Source organism: Domibacillus indicus (genome assembly GCF_023715895.1).
Taxonomy (GTDB): Bacteria; Bacillota; Bacilli; order Bacillales; family Domibacillaceae; genus Domibacillus; species Domibacillus indicus_A.
This window is the reverse complement of record NZ_JAMBOO010000003.1, coordinates 442,581-460,039: the sequence shown is the minus strand read 5'-3', so window position 1 is coordinate 460,039 and position 17,459 is coordinate 442,581. Positions and strand designations below refer to the sequence as shown.

Below are 17,459 nucleotides of genomic sequence, written 5' to 3'. Positions count from 1 at the left end.
CAGCCTGAGGTGCCCGTATGATGGGCACCTTCCTTTATGTATAGAAGGGCGTGAACAAAATGACAAAAGCAGCTTATCTTCATATTCCGTTTTGCCATCATATTTGTCATTATTGTGATTTTAATAAAGTATTTATGAAAAACCAGCCAGTGGAAGAGTATTTAAATGCGCTTGATAAAGAAATGGCGATGGCCGGCGTCAAGCAGGGACTACAGTCGATTTTTGTAGGAGGCGGAACACCGACCTCCCTAAATGAGGCACAGCTTCTACAGCTGGTCGAGTCAATTGAACAGCGGCTTCCTTTGCAGCCGGGTGCCGAGTATACATTCGAAGCCAATCCGGGCGACTTAACACCTGAAAAACTGCGCATTTTAAAAGAAGGCGGCGTAAACCGGCTGAGCATTGGAGTTCAGTCCTTTAATGATGCTCATTTAAAACGCATCGGGCGCACGCATACGAAAGAAGATGTTCTGCGCACGGTCAGGGATGCTGAACGGGCAGGCTTTGATCATTTAAGCATCGATTTAATTTATGGACTGCCGGAGCAGACGGTTGATGATGCAGTGGATACAGCAAAGCAGGCATTGGCACTGGGCCTTCCGCATTACTCCGCGTATTCACTGATCATCGAACCGAAAACGGTTTTTTATAATTTAATGGCCAAAGGCCGCCTCCCGCTTCCAAAGGAAGAAGCGGAAGCGGATATGTACGAAGCCGTCATGAGAGAAATGGAAGCACACGGGCTTCATCAATATGAAATCAGCAATTTTGCCCGTCCGGGATTTGAAAGTATTCATAACATTACGTATTGGAACAATGAAGAATATTATGGATTCGGTGCCGGTGCGCACGGGTATGTAGATGGAGAGCGATACGCAAATTTTGGCCCGCTTAAAAAATACATGCAGCCCATTGAGCGTAATGAACAGCCGCGTATATCTTCCCAAAGGGTAACGAAGCCGGAACAAATGGAAGAAGAAATGTTTCTCGGATTGCGAAAAATGGAGGGTGTGTCTATCGCAGCATTCGAAAAACAATACGGAGAAAGCCCGGTCCGGCTGTTCCAAAAAGCTATCCAGGAAATGACGAGCCGTGGACTGCTTGAGGTGGAAGAAGGTTTTATCCGCCTTACCCACCGTGGAAAGTTTCTCGGAAATGAAGTGTTTCAATCTTTTTTAATTGGCGCACAAATGTGAGCGTACTCGTTGACAGACAAAAAGGATTTTGATAATTTAAATGTAGATTTAGCACTCGAATACAAAGAGTGCTAACAGAGGTGATATACGTGCTGACAGACCGCCAACTTTTCATCTTGCAGATTATCATTGACGACTTTATTCGTTCGGCGCAGCCAGTCGGTTCACGCAATCTTGCCAAGAAAGAGGAAATTTCCTTTAGTCCGGCCACTATTCGTAATGAAATGGCGGATTTGGAGGAAATGGGGTTTTTGGAAAAAACGCATACCTCATCCGGCCGTGTTCCGTCGGAAAAAGGGTACCGGTACTACGTAGATCACTTACTGTCACCGGGATCCTTACGGCGCAGCGAACGGACAGCGATTCATTCTATTTTTGCCGACAGGCAGGAAGGGCTTGAAAAAGCCGTTCAAAATGCAGCGACGATTTTGTCAGAATTGACAAATTATACATCGATCGTTCTTGGGCCGAAATTTAACGACCACCGGGTTAAACGCCTGCAAATTATTCCTATTGATACCCAGTCTGCTGTTGCCATTATCGTAACTGACACGGGACATGTGGAAAATAGAATTTTCTCTCTGCCGGAAGGAATAGAGCCGTCAGATATTGAAAAAATGGTCAATATTTTAAATGATCGGCTGACCGGTGTGCCATTGGCAGAGCTTCGCCGAAAAATTTACAAAGAAACAGCGGAATTAATGAGACGGCATCTTCACAATTACGAAGCTGTACTGCACATGTTTGCGGAAGCTTCCGGCGGCCCGCCAATCGGCAAGCTGTTTATCGGGGGCAAAACAAATATTTTCAATCAGCCGGAATTTCGTGATGTGGAAAAAGTCCGCCTTGTGATGGACATGATGGAGAAAGAACAAGATATGTATGAGTTAATCCGTCCGACAGAAACCGGTGTACAGGTGAGAATCGGAACGGAAAACGCGGAGCAGGCAATGGAGGACTGCAGTTTAATTACGGCGTCTTATTCCGTTGGGGATGAGCCGGTTGGCACCATTGCCATTCTTGGTCCGAAACGGATGGAGTATTCGCGTGTGATTACACTTGTGGATTTTTTAAGTCATGACATGACAAAGGTGCTGACGCGCCTTTACAATACGCGAACATAAATTGATGATAAATGTTGGAGGTGACATCAGTGGCAGAAGAACAAAAGCCATTGACGGAAGAAAAACCAGCCGATGAGGCGGTTTCTTCTACAGAAGAGCAAGGTACGGTTGAAGTAGAGGTGGATCAAACAATCATTGAAGAGGTAGAAGAAGAATCAAAAGAAGAGCAGCTTCAAAAACAGCTTGATGAAGCAGAGGAGCGTTATCTGCGGCTGCGGGCAGATTTCGATAATTTCCGTCGCCGGGCAAACCTGGACCGGGAAGCACAGGAAAAATACCGCGCGCAAAAGCTTGTAACGGAGCTGCTGCCAGTGCTTGATAATTTCGAGCGGGCGCTGCAGATCACTCCAGAACATGAAGAAACAAAATCTGTTCTTCAAGGAATGGAGATGGTTTATAAAACATTTGTTACGGCGCTTGAGAGCGAAGGTGTCAAGCCAATCGAAACAGTCGGAAAGCCATTTGATCCGAATGTACATCAAGCAGTCATGACAGACAGCGATGAATCAGCAGAACCAAATTCAGTTTTAGCTGAGCTGCAAAAAGGCTATACATTAAAAGATCGGGTTATTCGCCCGTCAATGGTAAAAGTAAATCAATAAATTTATTTTGATAAGCAATGATTTCAGGAGGGAACTTTAAAAATGAGTAAAATTATCGGTATTGACCTTGGAACAACAAACTCTTGCGTAGCAGTCCTTGAAGGCGGCGAAGCAAAAGTAATCCCAAATCCAGAAGGCAATCGTACAACACCATCTGTTGTAGCATTTAAAAATGACGAGCGCCAGGTAGGGGAAGTGGCAAAACGCCAGGCGATTACAAACCCGAATACCATTATTTCGATTAAGCGCCATATGGGTACAACCCATAAAGAAACGATTGATGGAAAAGAGTATTCACCACAAGAGATTTCCGCAATGATTTTACAACATTTAAAAGCTTATGCAGAAGATTACCTTGGTGAAAAAGTAGACAAAGCCGTTATTACGGTACCGGCTTACTTCAATGATGCTGAACGCCAGGCTACAAAAGATGCCGGTAAAATTGCTGGTCTTGAAGTAGAGCGTATTATCAATGAGCCGACAGCTGCTGCGCTTGCATACGGCATGGATAAAACAGACCAGGACCAAACGATCCTTGTATATGACCTTGGCGGCGGTACATTTGACGTTTCGATCCTTGAGCTGGGCGACGGTGTATTTGAAGTACTTTCAACTGCCGGCGACAACCGTCTGGGCGGCGACGACTTTGATGAAGTCATCATTGACTATCTTGTAAATGAATTCAAGAAAGAAAACGGCATCGATTTGTCAAAAGACAAAATGGCAATGCAGCGTTTAAAAGATGCTGCTGAAAAAGCGAAAAAAGATTTGTCTGGTGTTACATCTACACAAATCTCTCTTCCATTTATCACAGCAGGAGAAGCTGGACCGCTTCACCTTGAAACAACACTTACACGTGCGAAATTTGATGAGCTGTCATCAAACCTTGTAGAGCGTACGATGGGCCCTGTTCGTCAGGCACTTCAAGATGCAGGCAAAACAAATGCGGATATCGATAAAGTAATCCTTGTCGGTGGTTCAACTCGTATTCCAGCTGTACAGGAAGCGATCAAAAAGCAAACAGGCAAAGAGCCGCATAAAGGCGTTAACCCGGACGAAGTAGTTGCAATGGGTGCAGCGATCCAGGGCGGCGTACTTACAGGTGACGTAAAAGACGTTGTCCTTCTTGATGTTACACCGCTTTCGCTTGGTATTGAAACAATGGGCGGCGTATTTACAAAGCTGATCGATCGTAACACAACAATCCCAACATCAAAATCACAAGTATTCTCGACGGCAGCAGATAACCAGCCGGCTGTTGATATTCATGTGCTTCAAGGTGAGCGTCCAATGTCAGCTGACAACAAAACGCTTGGCCGCTTCCAGTTGACAGACATTCCGCCGGCACCGCGCGGTGTACCGCAAATTGAAGTAACATTTGATATCGATAAAAACGGTATCGTAAATGTAAAAGCAAAAGATCTTGGCACACAAAAAGAACAGGCGATTACGATTCAATCTTCATCCGGCCTTTCTGATGAAGAAATCGAACGCATGGTAAAAGAAGCGGAAGAAAACGCGGATGCTGACAAACAGCGTAAAGAAGAAGTAGAACTTCGCAACGAAGCAGACCAGCTTGTGTTTACAACAGAAAAAACGGTAAAAGAGCTTGAAGGCAAAGTGGACGAAGCAGAACTTCAAAAAGCAACGGAAGCAAAAGATGCGCTGAAAGAAGCTATTGAAAAAGGCGATCTTGAAGAAATCCGCACAAAACGTGATGCATTAAATGAAATTGTGCAGGCATTGTCTATGAAGCTGTATGAAGAAGCAGCAAAAGCGGCTCAAGCACAGCAAGGGGCTGAAGGCGCCGCAAAAGATGACGGTGTCGTGGATGCCGAATTTGAAGAAGTAGACGATTCAAAAGATAAAAACTAAGCAAAGTCACACGAAAAAGTCAAAGTCAGCGGTTTTCCGGCTTTGGCTTTTTTCGTGAAGCAATTTAATTTACCAATGAAGAGCAGATGTATGTTAAAATAGCGGTTATGTGAATAAAACGGGAGTGAAAACGGTGAGTAAACGGGATTATTATGACGTATTAGGCGTCGGTAAAACGGCTTCAAAAGACGAAATTAAAAAAGCATACCGAAAGCTGTCTAAAAAATATCATCCGGATATCAATAAAGAAGCGGGCGCGGATGAAAAGTTTAAAGAAATTTCGGAAGCTTATGAAGTGCTGAGTGATGATTCAAAAAGAGCCCAGTACGACCAATTTGGCCACGCAGGCCCGCAGCAGGGCGGATTCGGCGGTGGCGGATTCTCCGGCTTTGGCGGCGGTTTTGATGATATTTTCAGTACCTTTTTCGGCGGTGGGGGCCGCAGACGCGATCCGAATGCGCCCCGTCAGGGAGACGACCTTCAATATACAATGACTTTGACATTTGAAGAAGCGGTTTTCGGTGTGGAAAAAGATATTACCATTCCGAAAGAAGAAGAGTGCGGAACGTGCCATGGAAGCGGTGCGAAGCCGGGCACATCTCCTGAAACGTGCTCACACTGTGGCGGAGCCGGCCAGGTAAATGTGGAGCAAAACACACCATTTGGCCGTGTAGCAACGCGCCGTACTTGTCATCATTGCAGCGGTACAGGCAAAATGATTAAAGATAAATGTTCTACATGTGGTGGAGACGGCCGCGTAACGAAAAACAAAAAAATCAATGTGAAAGTGCCTGCTGGTATTGATGAAGGCCAGCAAATCCGTTTATCCGGGCAGGGAGAAGCCGGTATTAACGGGGGACCTCCAGGCGATTTGTATGTTGTATTCCGGGTGCGCGAACATGAATTATTCGAACGGGACGGCGATGATATTTACTGTGAAATGCCGATCACATTCGTACAGGCTGCTCTTGGTGATGAAATCGAAGTGCCGACGGTTCACGGTAAAGTGAAGCTGAAGATTCCGGCTGGCACACAAAGCGGCACCAGATTCCGTCTGCGCGGCAAGGGTGTAGCCAATGTAAGAGGTTTTGGCACAGGCGATCAGCATGTTTTAGTAAAAGTAATTACACCGGTAAAACTAAATGAGAAGCAAAAACAGCTGCTGCGGGAGTTTGCAGAGGTAAGCGGCGAGCAGCCGAGCGAAGAAGATGGCTTTTTTGATAAAGTAAAACGCGCACTCAAGCGTGATTAAATGGCATGATGGGAGCGGACATATATGAAGTGGTCAGAAATTTGCATTGAAACCGTAAACGATGCAGTTGAACCGATTTCGAATATTTTACATGAGGCAGGGGCGAGCGGTGTTGTCATTGAAGACCGTGCCGAGCTTGATAAGAAGCGGGAAGGCGGCCTTTTCGGTGAATTGTACGAGCTGAACCCAAACGACTACCCGGATGAGGGAGTGGCTGTAAAAGCGTACCTGCCGGTAAACAGTTTTCTGCAGGAAACGGTTGATGATATTACAGCTGCTGTTAAAAATTTGTCTGCTTATCAAATTGATACTGGAAAGCTGCACGTATCTGTCAGCGAAGTACATGAAGAAGACTGGGCAACAGCATGGAAACAATACTATAATCCGGTAAAAATCTCTGAAAAATTTACGATTGTTCCTACATGGGAAGAGTATGAGCCATTTTCAACCGATGAACTCATCATTGAGCTGGACCCGGGCATGGCATTTGGTACAGGAACGCATCCAACAACCGTGATGTGCCTTCAGGCGCTGGAACGGTTTGTGAAACCAAACCACCATGTGGTGGATGTAGGAACAGGATCAGGGGTGCTGGCTATTGGGGCCGCTCTGCTGGGAGCTTCTCGTGTTACGGCGCTTGATTTAGATGAAGTGGCCGTATCAGCAGCGCGCCAGAATGTGGCATTGAACCATGCGGAACACATTGTTACAGTTTCTAAAAACAATTTAATTGACGGAATTGACGACCAGCCCGATGTAGTTGTATCCAATATTTTAGCGGAAGTAATTATTTCCTTTACCGATGACGTAGCGTCAATCCTGCGCCCGGGCGGATTCTTTATTGCATCCGGTATTATCGGGCAGAAAAAAGACGAGGTGCGCAAAGCGATGACGGATGCTGGTTTATTTATCGAAGAAACCGTCGTCATGGAAGACTGGGTCTGCATCGTCGGCAAAAAAGCGGAATGATAGAGGTGCAAGTATGCAGCGATATTTCTTAACGAGCGGGCAGAATGCAGAAAACATTCACTTTTCAAAAGAAGATGCGCATCACATCCGCCGGGTTATGCGGATGGAAGAAGGAGACCGTGTTTATGCCGTCTTCCCGGAAGGCAAAGCAGGGGTGGCTGTCCTAACGTCTGTAACAGACACCTCTGTTGAAGCAAGAATAGAGGAATGGCTTGAGCAGTCAACGGAAATGCCGGCTGAGGTTGTGGTTGCCTGCGGTCTTGTGAAAGGCGATAAATTCGATTATATTATACAGAAAGGAACAGAACTCGGCGCTGCCGGGTTTGTTCCATTTGAAGCGGAGCGCTCAATCGTAAAGTGGGATCCGAAAAAAGGAGCCAAAAAAACAGAGCGCTGGCAGAAAATTGCTAAAGAAGCGGCGGAACAGTCACACCGAAACCGAATTCCAGACGTAGCAGAACCTGCGTCTATGAAGCAGATGGTTGAGCAGTCAAGCACGTTTGATGTGAAAATCTTTGCTTATGAAGAAACAGCTAAATCTGGAGAAATGACGGCATTTTATGAGGCTGTTCATTCATTGAAGCCAGGCGGGCGAATGCTGGTCGTCACCGGCCCGGAAGGTGGGTTTTCTGAAAAAGAAGCGGCTCAGCTGCAGAATTCAGACTTTATTCCCTGTGCCCTTGGCCCAAGAATTCTTCGGGCGGAAACAGCGCCTTTGTATGTGCTGTCGGCGGTTTCGTTTTATTTAGAATTGAAGAGGTGATCAACATGCCAACAGTGGCATTTCATACATTAGGCTGCAAAGTAAACCATTATGAAACAGAAGCAATCTGGCAGCTGTTTGAGCAGCAAGGCTATGAACGTACAGATTTTGAAAAAACGTCTGACGTTTATGTAATTAATACGTGTACTGTTACCAATACAGGTGACAAAAAAAGCCGGCAGGTGATCCGGCGCGCTGTGCGCAAAAATCCGGATGCGGTTATTTGTGTAACTGGCTGCTATGCGCAGACATCGCCGGCTGAAATTATGGCCATTCCGGGAGTAGATATCGTTGTAGGGACACAGGATCGTGTCAAGATGCTTGATTATATCGAGCAATTTAAAGCAGAGCGCCAGCCGATCAATGCGGTAGGCAATATTATGAAGAATCGCGTGTATGAAGAACTGGATGTGCCGGCATTTACGGACCGGACTCGTGCTTCTTTGAAAATTCAAGAAGGCTGCAATAACTTCTGCACGTTTTGTATTATCCCATGGGCACGCGGCTTAATGCGTTCGCGTGACCCGGAAGAAGTCATTCGTCAGGCAAAACAGCTTGTCGAGTCCGGCTATCAGGAAATCGTTTTAACGGGTATTCATACCGGCGGTTACGGGTCTGATTTTAAGGATTATAATCTGGCAATGCTTCTTCGTGATCTTGAAGTAAAGGTGCCTGGATTAAAACGAATCCGTATTTCTTCAATTGAAGCAAGTCAGTTAACCGATGAAGTGATCGATGTGATTGACCAGTCAAATATTGTGGTCCGTCACCTGCACATTCCGCTTCAGTCCGGTTCGGACACAGTGTTAAAGCGGATGCGCCGCAAGTATACAATGGCCGCTTTTGCAGACCGCTTAAACCGGCTGAAAAAAGCACTTCCAGGACTTGCTGTAACGTCTGACGTTATTGTAGGCTTCCCGGGCGAAACAGAAGAAGAATTTATGGAGACGTACAACTTCATTCAAGAACATGGCTTCTCCGAGCTGCACGTATTCCCTTATTCAAAACGGACGGGTACGCCGGCAGCCCGAATGGAAGATCAAGTAGATGAAGAAGTGAAAAATGAGCGTGTTCATAAATTGATCGCCCTGTCCGACCAGCTTGCGAAAGAATACGCAGCCCGTTTTGAAAACGAAGTGCTTGAAGTAATTCCGGAAGAACCGTTTGGAGAAGGCGGAGAAGGACTGTACAGCGGTTATACTGACAATTACTTAAAAGTAGTTTTCCCGGCTACAGAAGATATGGTAGGGAAAATTGTAAAAGTGAAGATTACAAAAGCTGGCTACCCATACAACGAAGGACAATTTGTCCGCGTTCTTGAACCAGCTCATGCATAATCAAAAGCCGGCCGCTGCGCCGGCTTTTTTTGCTGCTGTTTCTCGCAAGCTGCCCAGAATAATGATAAACTAAAGAGGTACGGACAACTAACCGAAAGGGGATCATGAAGATGATTACCGATACATTTGGAAATATTGCTAAAACGATTGACCATACGCTGTTAAAAGCAGATGCCACAAAGGAAGAAATTGCGAAGCTTTGTGAGGAAGCAAACCGGCACGGCTTTGCATCGGTCTGCGTGAATCCAGCGCGAGTCAAGCAGGCGGCCGAACTTCTGCGGGGATCAGAAGTAAAGGTTTGTACAGTGATCGGTTTCCCGCTTGGCGCTACACTGACGGAAGTAAAAGCGTTTGAAACAAAAGCAGCGATTGAGCACGGAACGACAGAAGTCGATATGGTGATTAATATTGGCGCTTTAAAAGACGGCGACACCGAAACCGTTCAAAAAGATATCAAAGCGGTCGTGGCTTCCGCGCAGGGAAAAGCGCTTGTAAAAGTCATTATTGAAACAAGCCTGTTAACGCAAAAAGAAAAGAAAACAGCATGCGAGCTCGCAGTGGCTGCAGGAGCGGATTATGTTAAAACATCAACCGGCTTTTCAGCAGGCGGAGCAACGGAAGAAGATATACGCTTAATGCGTGAAACGGTCGGGCCTAAAGTAGGCGTAAAAGCTTCAGGAGGCGTTCGTACCCAGCAGGATGCTATGACGATGGTGAAAGCAGGAGCGACCCGAATCGGCGCAAGCTCAGGGATCGCCATTGTAACCGGAGTCGAGGGAGAAGCTGGATATTAATTATGAATCTTTTGTAAAGAAAGTTTCTTGACCGAATACTATGCATGTATTATAATAGTGCAGTACATGGAATTTCCATCGTAATGTGTTCGGAGGGAGGGAAAAAGAAATGTCAAAAACTGTTGTTCGCAAAAACGAATCGCTTGAAGATGCTCTTCGCCGTTTCAAGAAAACTGTTTCTAAAACTGGCACCCTGCAGGAGTACAGAAAGCGCGAATTTTATGAAAAACCAAGCGTGAAACGCAAAAAGAAATCAGAAGCAGCTCGTAAACGTAAGTTCTAAGAGGAGGTTTTTATATGAGTCTTCTCGGACGTCTTAATGATGAGATGAAGCAAGCGATGAAGAACAAAGAGAAAGAAAAGCTGACAGTCATCCGCATGCTCAAAGCTGCATTGCAAAATGAAAGTATTAAAGCAGGCGGCCGCGACCTGACAGAAGAGGAAGAACTGACAGTCCTTTCTCGCGAAGTGAAACAGCGCAAAGACTCCCTCCACGAGTTTGAAAAAGCCGGCCGTGAGGATCTTGTGGCCAAAATTCAGACTGAACTGACTTACGTGAACGAATATATGCCGAAACAGCTTTCAGAAGAAGAAGTATCAGCTATTGTGGAAGAAACAATCGCTGAAACAGGCGCTTCTGCAAAATCAGACATGGGGAAAGTGATGGCTGCGCTTATGCCAAAAGTAAAAGGCAAAGCAGATGGATCACTTGTCAACCGTCTTGTTCAGCAAAAGCTTTCCTAAAAAGCTGCCGTCCTTAATTGGGCGGCAGTTTTTTTATTTTATTTTATGAAACTTTTTTCCTGTTTATTCCGTATAAATAAGAAACAACCTATAGAAAGGCGGTGAAATCGAGTGACATGAGAAACTGGACAGGGCTGCTTGCAGGTTTTCCAGTTTTAACGGCCTTTAACTGGAGTGACCGGTTTATTGAGTTTGCTACACACCCCATTACGGTCATGATTTTGTTATCCGTTATGCTGGCAGGTTTTATTTTGGAATTGTTTACACCAGGCTTCGGACTGCCCGGGATGGCTGCCACCCTTGCATTAATCATCTTTATAGCAGGACATGTGATGTCAGGTGATGCTGGGATATCAACAGTTCTGCTTATCATTGTTGGTGTTCTTTTTATTCTGGCCGAAGTCATTTTACCAGGCGGGGTTATCGGTTTTTTAGGCTTTCTCCTCTTTGCCGCAGGAGTGCTTTTTGCCGGTGCAAGCATGCTATGGATGGCCGTTTCCCTATTGATCGCCTTTTTAGTAGCAACTGCAGTACTGATTTTGATGGTAAAGGTGTTGGGAAAAGAAATGAAATTTTTTAAAAAGTTTATTTTAAGTGATTCGACGGATACTGAACACGGCTATGTATCGAATGTGACGCGCACAGACTTAATCGGGAAAACAGGTAAAACGAAAACACCTCTGCGTCCATCAGGGACGGTTGTGATTGACGGAGAGCGCATTGATGCGGTGGCAGAAGGCGTTTTCATTCCCGCAGGCGTAGAGGTAGCCGTCGTAAAAACAGAAGGTGTCCGGGTTGTTGTCAGAGAAATGGAGTCTTAAAGGAGGAAGGATCGTATGGTTGTAGGAAATACCGTTCTTTTAATTGCTGTTGTGATTGGAGTCATTATTTTACTCAGTATTTTGTTAACACTTGTGCCGGTCGCGCTTTGGATTTCTGCCCTGGCAGCCGGTGTGAAAATTAGTATCTTTACATTGGTTGGTATGCGGCTGCGCCGGGTTATACCAAGCCGTGTGGTGAATCCGCTTATTAAAGCATCCAAAGCGGGCCTTGGCTTAACCATTAATCAGCTTGAGAGCCATTATTTAGCCGGGGGCAACGTTGACCGTGTGGTAAATGCGCTGATTGCCGCTCATCGTGCCAATATCGACCTGACGTTTGAACGGGCGGCTGCGATTGACCTCGCTGGCCGTGACGTACTGGAAGCCGTTCAAATGAGTGTTAATCCGAAAGTGATTGAAACACCTTTTATTGCTGGGGTTGCCATGAATGGAATCGAAGTAAAAGCAAAAGCGCGTATTACAGTTCGGGCCAATATTGACCGCCTTGTCGGAGGAGCCGGGGAAGAAACCATTGTGGCACGCGTGGGTGAAGGGATCGTTTCGACTATTGGTTCAAGCGATCATCATAAAAAAGTGCTGGAAAACCCGGATATGATTTCACAGACGGTGTTAAATAAAGGGCTGGATTCCGGCACTGCATTTGAAATTTTGTCTATTGATATTGCAGATGTGGATATCGGCAAAAATATCGGTGCCGAACTGCAGACAGAACAGGCAGAAGCCGATAAAAATATTGCTCAGGCAAAAGCAGAAGAACGCCGTGCAATGGCGGTAGCGAAAGAGCAGGAAATGAAAGCGCGCGTAGAAGAAATGCGGGCAAAAGTTGTAGAAGCAGAGGCAGATGTACCTCGTGCGATGGGAGAAGCATTGCGTGCCGGTAATATTGGCGTAATGGACTATTTAAATATCCAAAATCTTTCTGCGGACACAGATATGCGTGATGCAATCAGCGGTCTTGGAGAAAAGAAAAAAGATCATAATCAAGATTAATCCAATGTAAAAGGGGGTCATCGCAATAGAAGCACTCATTATTGCCGTTATTGCCGGTTTGATCTCAATGCTTTTTAATAAAAAAGAAAAGCAGGAAACGCCTAAATCTTATAAACAAAAAGCCGAACGGAAAGTAAAGGATTTAGCCGGCCGTCTAGAAGATCAACGTGCAAACGTGAAGGCAGCAATGCCGGTCGAATTAAAACAGCCGAATACGCAGCCGGTACTAAAAGAGGAAAAAAGCGAGTCACGCCCTGCTCGGGTAAACCGAGCAAAAAAACAAGAGTCGATCTCGGTCATTGATACATGGACGGGAGAAGACATGATAAAAGGGATTATCTTGTCTGAAGTTCTTGGCCCGCCAAAGTCGAAGCGTAAAAAGTGATGAGTGCCCCTTTTTTTTCATAGATATATGAAAAAGAAAGGGGCGCTTTTAATGAAATGGATGGGGAAAATGGCCGGGCTGCCGGAAGATGCTATCGGCCGCATTCCGAGAGTAGTGGTCATTGGCATGAATAAAGTAGCGGTTTACAATGCCGAAAAGCTTGAGCAATTTACTGACCGGACTGTGCGCATCCAGCTGTCGGATGCTGTGCTTGAAATACAGGGGAAATCACTTGAGGTCCTGGAACTCATGCCCTCTGAAGTGGTCATTGAAGGAACCATGACAAGCGTTTGCTTAAAGGAAAAACGATTTGGCTGACTTTTTTGTAAAAGGCGCTGTAACCGTGCTGGTCAGAGGAGAAGAGGCCCCTTTATTTCCTGGCAGACTGCACCAGCGCGGCGTCACCTTAAAAAATATTCAGTACAGCCGCCAAAATGAAGTTCAATTCACCCTGTGCCTTGAAGACATAAGCAAGCTCCGGCAGGAAGCAAGACGCTTTTCAGGCACCGTTCGGTTCAAGGAACGGACTGGCCTTCCTTTTTTGAAAAAACGGGTCATCCGCTATGCGCCATTCCTCATTGCCAGCCTTTGCTTTTTTCTGGTGATGGTTTTGCTGTCTGCGATGATTATTCGAATCGATATACAGGGGGCGAATGATGAACTGGAAAGAGACGTCCGGGCTTTTTTGAAAAAAGAAGGAATCCGTGAAGGAGCGATTCGCCTGAACGATGTAGATACCGAAGCGATATCCAGGCGTGCCGTGCAGGATATACCCGGTGTAGTGCGTTTTCTAATTCAAAAAAAAGGAGTCGTGTACGTAGTGGATGTTTCCTCGGAACATCCGCCTCCGCGCGATACGGCTAAAACACGGCATGTAAGGGCTGTAAAATCGGGTGTTATTCAGGATATGTTTATTAAGTATGGCGTGTCGGAAGTGCAGCGCGGTGATTTTGTAGAAGCAGGAGACCGGCTGATTAAGGGAACGAAAAAAAAGCCGGCTTCCGGGACCGTTACGGCAGAAACATGGTATAAAGCAACCGTTACGCTTGGAGGCGGCGCATTAAAAACGAGAAATGGGGAAAATAGAAAACATATCTTCTTTTCAATTGGTGAAAAAGAGTATGCCTTATGGAAGCCTTCGTCTTTGAAAGGGTCTGTTCAGAGGGAGGAAAACCGCTATTCTTTTCACTTTTTTTCTTATCAGCTTCCTTTTTCTGTGCGGACTGAAACAGAGTATGCATTAAAGCCGGCTGGAACAGTAGAAACGGAAGCGGAACAAGAAGAAAGAGCCGTTCAGGCAGCGAAAGCGACATTGATGGCTAAACTTCCTAAAGAAGCAGAAGTGGTAGGCGAAAACGTTTTACAGAAGCGGTCTGAAAGTGGTAAAGTAAAGGTGATTATACACTTCCAAGTACTTGAAAATATTGCAATTAACTAACGTGGCAGCTAAGGAGAATGATTGAATGCAGGAAGAATTGAAGTCAGCAGCCGTCGCTCTCGGCGACCAAAACGAAGCCGTCCTATTATTCGGCGTTTCTGATCGTCATTTAACGATCATGGAAGAAGAATTCCACGTATCAATGGTAACACGGGGAGAAGCGGTTCATTTATCTGGAACCGCGGAAAACGTTGAAAAAGCACGGATAGTGGTGGAGCAGCTGCTTGCTGTCATTCGCAAGCAAATCAATATAAGTGAACGCGATGTCATTAATGCTGTTCAAATGGCTAAAAATGGCACAATTGAATATTTAGATGAACTGTATGAAGAAGAAATCACAAAGAATGCGAAAGGAAAGTCTATTCGCATTAAAACGCTGGGCCAGCGGGATTACATCGAAGCCATTCGCAGCAGGGACATTGTTTTTGGCATCGGGCCCGCTGGAACCGGTAAAACATATCTTGCCGTTGTAATGGCTGTGCGTGCATTGAAAAACGGCCAGGTGAAACGAATTATTTTAACACGCCCGGCCGTTGAGGCAGGCGAAAGCCTGGGCTTTCTGCCAGGAGACTTAAAGGAAAAAGTCGATCCGTACCTGCGTCCGTTATATGATGCGCTTCATGATGTTCTTGGTGCAGAACATACCGAGCGTATGATTGAACGGGGAACGATCGAAGTGGCGCCGCTTGCTTATATGCGGGGCCGTACGCTTGATGATGCTTTTGTTATTTTAGATGAAGCGCAAAATACAACGAATGCACAAATGAAGATGTTTTTAACGCGTCTCGGTTTCGGCTCTAAAATGGTCATCACAGGTGACCGCACACAAATTGACCTGCCAAAAGGCGCTGCTTCAGGTCTTGTGTCAGCAGAACAGGTACTTGGAAACACTTCTGGCATTTCGTTTATTCATTTAACAGGGACGGATGTTGTGCGTCATCCACTTGTGGCAAAAGTCATTACAGCATATGAAAAAGCGGAAAAAGGAGATGGCCAGCATGGCACTCGTCGTTGATTTTTTGGACGAAACGAACAAGCTTGGAGAAGGAGTGGAAGAGCTTGCTGAAGAACTGCTTCAGCTGGCGGCTGAGAAAGAAGCTGTGCCAGACGGCAGTGAAGTTTCTGTCACGTTTGTAACGAACGAGCGGATTCAGGAAATTAACCGTGATTATCGGGACAAGGATGCCCCGACTGACGTGATTTCATTTGCTCTTGAAGAAATGGGCGAAGATGAAGTGACGATCACTGGAACAGATATGCCCCGTATATTAGGCGATATCATTATTTCCATTGACCGGGCAAAGGAGCAGGCGGAAGAATACGGCCACTCCTTTGAACGAGAGCTTGGCTTTTTAACGGTCCACGGTTTTTTGCATCTTCTTGGGTATGACCACATGAATGAACAAGACGAAAAAGAGATGATCAGCCGCCAAAAAGATATTTTGGATGCGTATGGACTTGAAAGATAAACGGTCTTTTCACATAAAAAGACTTTTTTCTTCGTTCCGCTTCGCTGGAAATGGGCTGAAGCTCGCTTTGTCTGAACCGAATATGCGTGTGCATATTGCTGCAGGTATATTGATATCTGCAGCCGGTTTTATTTTTGAGCTTACCCGAACGGAATGGTGTGTACTGCTTTTAACGATAGCAGGTGTTATGTCACTTGAAATGGTGAATACAGCCATTGAAAAAACAGTGGATCTTGTCACGGAAGAATACAGGCCGCTCGCAAAAATGGCGAAAGACCTGGCAGCGGGAGCCGTTCTGCTTTTTGCCATTGCAGCGGTGATCATTGGCTGCCTTTTATTTATTCCGAAACTTTAATGAGGTGAATGAACATGAATCAACAACAGCTTATGGAAGCGGCAAAGCAGGCGCGTGAACGAGCGTACGTTCCTTACTCGAATTTTAAAGTAGGTGCTGCACTGCTGACAAAAGATGGGCAGATATTTGGCGGATGCAATATTGAAAATGCCGCATATGGCGTTGTGAACTGTGCTGAACGTACCGCTATTTTTAAAGCTTGGTCTGAAGGAGCAAGCGAGTATGCAGCCATTGCTGTTGTAGCAGACACGAACCGGCCTGTGCCGCCGTGCGGAGCGTGCCGGCAGGTGATTGCGGAGCTTTGCCCGCCGGACATGCCGGTTATTTTAACAAATTTGAAAGGCGACGTGCAGACACTGACCGTAGCAGAGCTTTTGCCGGGCGCTTTTTCACCGGAGGATTTAAATGGAGAATAACACACACAAATCAGGATTTATTGCTATTATCGGCCGCCCGAATGTCGGTAAGTCAACTTTTTTAAATCGGGTAATCGGCCAGAAAATCGCCATTATGAGCGACAAGCCCCAGACAACCCGTAACAAAGTGCAGGGCGTTTTAACAACAGAGAACGCTCAAATGGTGTTTATCGATACGCCGGGGATTCATAAGCCGAAGCATAAGCTTGGGGATTTTATGATGAAAACCGCGGTCAATACGTTAAAGGAAGTCGATCTCATTCTTTTTATGATCAATGCAGAAGAAGGATTTGGCGGAGGCGATGAATTTATTATCGACAAGCTAAAAGACGTGAAAACACCTATTTTTCTTGTCATTAATAAAATTGACCGTATTCATCCGGACAAATTGATGGAATTAATCGTGCAATACAAAGAATTTCTTCCGTTTGCTGAGATTGTGCCGATTTCAGCGCTTGAAGGAAATAATGTAGACCGTTTGCTTGAGCAAGTGGAGAAAATGCTGCCGGAAGGCCCGCAGTACTATCCGGCTGATCAAGTAACCGATCACCCTGAGCGCTTTATTGTTTCAGAATTAATTCGTGAAAAAGTGCTGCATTTAACTCGTGAAGAAGTGCCGCACTCGATTGCGGTTGTGATTGATAAAATCTCCAAGCGTGATGGCAAAGATATGATCGATGTGATGGCGACCATTATTGTGGAACGGGATTCACAAAAAGGAATTGTCATCGGCAAGCAAGGAGCGCTTTTAAAAGAAATCGGCAAGCGTTCACGCCGGGATATTGAGCATTTGCTCGGTTCAAAAGTATTTTTAGAGCTCTGGGTAAAAGTACAAAAAGACTGGCGCAACAAAGCGGCAAATTTACGCGACTTCGGTTTTAAAGAAGACGAATATTAAGGACTTGAGA

General features: G+C 45.7%; 21 protein-coding genes. All 21 read left to right on the top strand.

The annotated features are described in order from the left end of the window. The first annotated feature begins 59 nt into the window (after positions 1 to 59). The 21 genes from hemW (at position 60) to era (ending at position 17,449) form a co-directional block, all read left to right on the top strand. Positions 60 to 1,196: a radical SAM family heme chaperone HemW gene (gene hemW / locus M3221_RS08705; protein WP_251271077.1), complete on the top strand. Its 1,137-nt coding sequence runs from the start codon at positions 60 to 62 to the stop codon at positions 1,194 to 1,196. A gap of 89 nt (positions 1,197 to 1,285) precedes the next feature. Beyond that, a complete protein-coding gene (gene hrcA / locus M3221_RS08700; protein WP_251271076.1) occupies positions 1,286 to 2,320 on the top strand; it encodes a heat-inducible transcriptional repressor HrcA in 1,035 nt (344 codons plus the stop codon). An 11-nt stretch (positions 2,321 to 2,331) separates the two neighbouring features. After that, positions 2,332 to 2,922 (top strand): nucleotide exchange factor GrpE, encoded by a 591-nt coding sequence (grpE, locus tag M3221_RS08695; RefSeq protein WP_396120260.1) that lies wholly within the window; start codon positions 2,332 to 2,334, stop codon positions 2,920 to 2,922. Positions 2,923 to 2,964: 42 nt separating this feature from the next. Next, positions 2,965 to 4,797 carry a molecular chaperone DnaK gene (gene dnaK, locus M3221_RS08690; RefSeq protein WP_251271074.1) on the top strand — a complete coding sequence of 611 codons (1,833 nt, stop codon included), beginning with the start codon at positions 2,965 to 2,967 and terminating at the stop codon, positions 4,795 to 4,797. A 133-nt stretch (positions 4,798 to 4,930) separates the two neighbouring features. Further along, complete coding sequence (gene dnaJ, locus M3221_RS08685) at positions 4,931 to 6,049, top strand: molecular chaperone DnaJ (RefSeq protein WP_251271073.1); 1,119 nt, start codon at positions 4,931 to 4,933, stop codon at positions 6,047 to 6,049. A 24-nt stretch (positions 6,050 to 6,073) separates the two neighbouring features. Next, positions 6,074 to 7,018: a 50S ribosomal protein L11 methyltransferase gene (gene prmA / locus M3221_RS08680; RefSeq protein ID WP_251271072.1), complete on the top strand. Its 945-nt coding sequence runs from the start codon at positions 6,074 to 6,076 to the stop codon at positions 7,016 to 7,018. Positions 7,019 to 7,031: 13 nt separating this feature from the next. Further along, positions 7,032 to 7,781 (top strand): 16S rRNA (uracil(1498)-N(3))-methyltransferase, encoded by a 750-nt coding sequence (locus tag M3221_RS08675; RefSeq protein WP_251271071.1) that lies wholly within the window; start codon positions 7,032 to 7,034, stop codon positions 7,779 to 7,781. A gap of 5 nt (positions 7,782 to 7,786) precedes the next feature. After that, on the top strand, positions 7,787 to 9,118 hold the full coding sequence (mtaB, locus tag M3221_RS08670; RefSeq protein ID WP_251271070.1) for a tRNA (N(6)-L-threonylcarbamoyladenosine(37)-C(2))-methylthiotransferase MtaB: 1,332 nt from the start codon (positions 7,787 to 7,789) through the stop codon (positions 9,116 to 9,118). Positions 9,119 to 9,228: 110 nt separating this feature from the next. Further along, positions 9,229 to 9,912, top strand: a complete 684-nt coding sequence (deoC, locus tag M3221_RS08665; RefSeq protein WP_251271069.1) for a deoxyribose-phosphate aldolase — start codon at positions 9,229 to 9,231, stop codon at positions 9,910 to 9,912. 109 nt (positions 9,913 to 10,021) lie between these two features. Next, entirely contained in the window at positions 10,022 to 10,195 is a 174-nt protein-coding gene (gene rpsU / locus M3221_RS08660; RefSeq protein WP_018393973.1) for a 30S ribosomal protein S21, read from the top strand. A 14-nt stretch (positions 10,196 to 10,209) separates the two neighbouring features. Further along, positions 10,210 to 10,656 (top strand): GatB/YqeY domain-containing protein, encoded by a 447-nt coding sequence (locus M3221_RS08655; protein ID WP_251271068.1) that lies wholly within the window; start codon positions 10,210 to 10,212, stop codon positions 10,654 to 10,656. Positions 10,657 to 10,772: 116 nt separating this feature from the next. Then, complete coding sequence (locus tag M3221_RS08650; protein WP_251271067.1) at positions 10,773 to 11,477, top strand: NfeD family protein; 705 nt, start codon at positions 10,773 to 10,775, stop codon at positions 11,475 to 11,477. 15 nt (positions 11,478 to 11,492) lie between these two features. After that, positions 11,493 to 12,488 carry a flotillin-like protein FloA gene (floA, locus tag M3221_RS08645; protein ID WP_251271066.1) on the top strand — a complete coding sequence of 332 codons (996 nt, stop codon included), beginning with the start codon at positions 11,493 to 11,495 and terminating at the stop codon, positions 12,486 to 12,488. 67 nt (positions 12,489 to 12,555) lie between these two features. Continuing rightward, the gene (locus M3221_RS08640) at positions 12,556 to 12,873 is read left to right on the top strand and encodes a hypothetical protein (protein WP_251271065.1); all 318 of its coding nucleotides are present in this window, start codon (positions 12,556 to 12,558) and stop codon (positions 12,871 to 12,873) included. A 51-nt stretch (positions 12,874 to 12,924) separates the two neighbouring features. Then, positions 12,925 to 13,191: a YabP/YqfC family sporulation protein gene (locus M3221_RS08635; RefSeq protein ID WP_251271064.1), complete on the top strand. Its 267-nt coding sequence runs from the start codon at positions 12,925 to 12,927 to the stop codon at positions 13,189 to 13,191. Continuing rightward, positions 13,184 to 14,311 (top strand): sporulation protein YqfD, encoded by a 1,128-nt coding sequence (locus tag M3221_RS08630; protein ID WP_251271063.1) that lies wholly within the window; start codon positions 13,184 to 13,186, stop codon positions 14,309 to 14,311. The genes M3221_RS08635 and M3221_RS08630 overlap by 8 nt, the downstream gene beginning before the upstream one ends. 25 nt (positions 14,312 to 14,336) lie before the next feature. Next, the gene (locus M3221_RS08625) at positions 14,337 to 15,326 is read left to right on the top strand and encodes a PhoH family protein (protein ID WP_251271062.1); all 990 of its coding nucleotides are present in this window, start codon (positions 14,337 to 14,339) and stop codon (positions 15,324 to 15,326) included. Continuing rightward, positions 15,310 to 15,780: an rRNA maturation RNase YbeY gene (gene ybeY, locus M3221_RS08620; RefSeq protein WP_251271061.1), complete on the top strand. Its 471-nt coding sequence runs from the start codon at positions 15,310 to 15,312 to the stop codon at positions 15,778 to 15,780. The genes M3221_RS08625 and ybeY overlap by 17 nt, the downstream gene beginning before the upstream one ends. Continuing rightward, positions 15,764 to 16,135: a diacylglycerol kinase family protein gene (locus M3221_RS08615; protein ID WP_251271130.1), complete on the top strand. Its 372-nt coding sequence runs from the start codon at positions 15,764 to 15,766 to the stop codon at positions 16,133 to 16,135. Before ybeY ends, M3221_RS08615 begins: the two co-directional genes overlap by 17 nt. Before the next feature lie 14 nt (positions 16,136 to 16,149). Beyond that, positions 16,150 to 16,551, top strand: a complete 402-nt coding sequence (locus tag M3221_RS08610) for a cytidine deaminase (RefSeq protein WP_242233424.1) — start codon at positions 16,150 to 16,152, stop codon at positions 16,549 to 16,551. Then, complete coding sequence (era, locus tag M3221_RS08605) at positions 16,541 to 17,449, top strand: GTPase Era (RefSeq protein ID WP_251271060.1); 909 nt, start codon at positions 16,541 to 16,543, stop codon at positions 17,447 to 17,449. Before M3221_RS08610 ends, era begins: the two co-directional genes overlap by 11 nt. Positions 17,450 to 17,459: the final 10 nt, after the last annotated feature.

What these genes read in the sequence shown, in the direction of transcription:
- M3221_RS08635 (WP_251271064.1), top strand. Translation starts at nt 12,925, where the DNA reads ATGAAATGGATGGGGAAAATGGCCGGGCTGCCGGAAGATGCTATCGGC.
- M3221_RS08615 (WP_251271130.1), top strand. Translation starts at nt 15,764, where the DNA reads ATGGACTTGAAAGATAAACGGTCTTTTCACATAAAAAGACTTTTTTCT.
- hemW (WP_251271077.1), top strand. Translation starts at nt 60, where the DNA reads ATGACAAAAGCAGCTTATCTTCATATTCCGTTTTGCCATCATATTTGT.
- rpsU (WP_018393973.1), top strand. Translation starts at nt 10,022, where the DNA reads ATGTCAAAAACTGTTGTTCGCAAAAACGAATCGCTTGAAGATGCTCTT.
- M3221_RS08625 (WP_251271062.1), top strand. Translation starts at nt 14,337, where the DNA reads ATGCAGGAAGAATTGAAGTCAGCAGCCGTCGCTCTCGGCGACCAAAAC.
- dnaK (WP_251271074.1), top strand. Translation starts at nt 2,965, where the DNA reads ATGAGTAAAATTATCGGTATTGACCTTGGAACAACAAACTCTTGCGTA.
- prmA (WP_251271072.1), top strand. Translation starts at nt 6,074, where the DNA reads ATGAAGTGGTCAGAAATTTGCATTGAAACCGTAAACGATGCAGTTGAA.
- M3221_RS08655 (WP_251271068.1), top strand. Translation starts at nt 10,210, where the DNA reads ATGAGTCTTCTCGGACGTCTTAATGATGAGATGAAGCAAGCGATGAAG.
- floA (WP_251271066.1), top strand. Translation starts at nt 11,493, where the DNA reads ATGGTTGTAGGAAATACCGTTCTTTTAATTGCTGTTGTGATTGGAGTC.
- M3221_RS08610 (WP_242233424.1), top strand. Translation starts at nt 16,150, where the DNA reads ATGAATCAACAACAGCTTATGGAAGCGGCAAAGCAGGCGCGTGAACGA.
- grpE (WP_396120260.1), top strand. Translation starts at nt 2,332, where the DNA reads ATGTTGGAGGTGACATCAGTGGCAGAAGAACAAAAGCCATTGACGGAA.
- M3221_RS08675 (WP_251271071.1), top strand. Translation starts at nt 7,032, where the DNA reads ATGCAGCGATATTTCTTAACGAGCGGGCAGAATGCAGAAAACATTCAC.
- M3221_RS08650 (WP_251271067.1), top strand. Translation starts at nt 10,773, where the DNA reads ATGAGAAACTGGACAGGGCTGCTTGCAGGTTTTCCAGTTTTAACGGCC.
- ybeY (WP_251271061.1), top strand. Translation starts at nt 15,310, where the DNA reads ATGGCACTCGTCGTTGATTTTTTGGACGAAACGAACAAGCTTGGAGAA.
- era (WP_251271060.1), top strand. Translation starts at nt 16,541, where the DNA reads ATGGAGAATAACACACACAAATCAGGATTTATTGCTATTATCGGCCGC.
- mtaB (WP_251271070.1), top strand. Translation starts at nt 7,787, where the DNA reads ATGCCAACAGTGGCATTTCATACATTAGGCTGCAAAGTAAACCATTAT.
- deoC (WP_251271069.1), top strand. Translation starts at nt 9,229, where the DNA reads ATGATTACCGATACATTTGGAAATATTGCTAAAACGATTGACCATACG.
- M3221_RS08640 (WP_251271065.1), top strand. Translation starts at nt 12,556, where the DNA reads ATGCTTTTTAATAAAAAAGAAAAGCAGGAAACGCCTAAATCTTATAAA.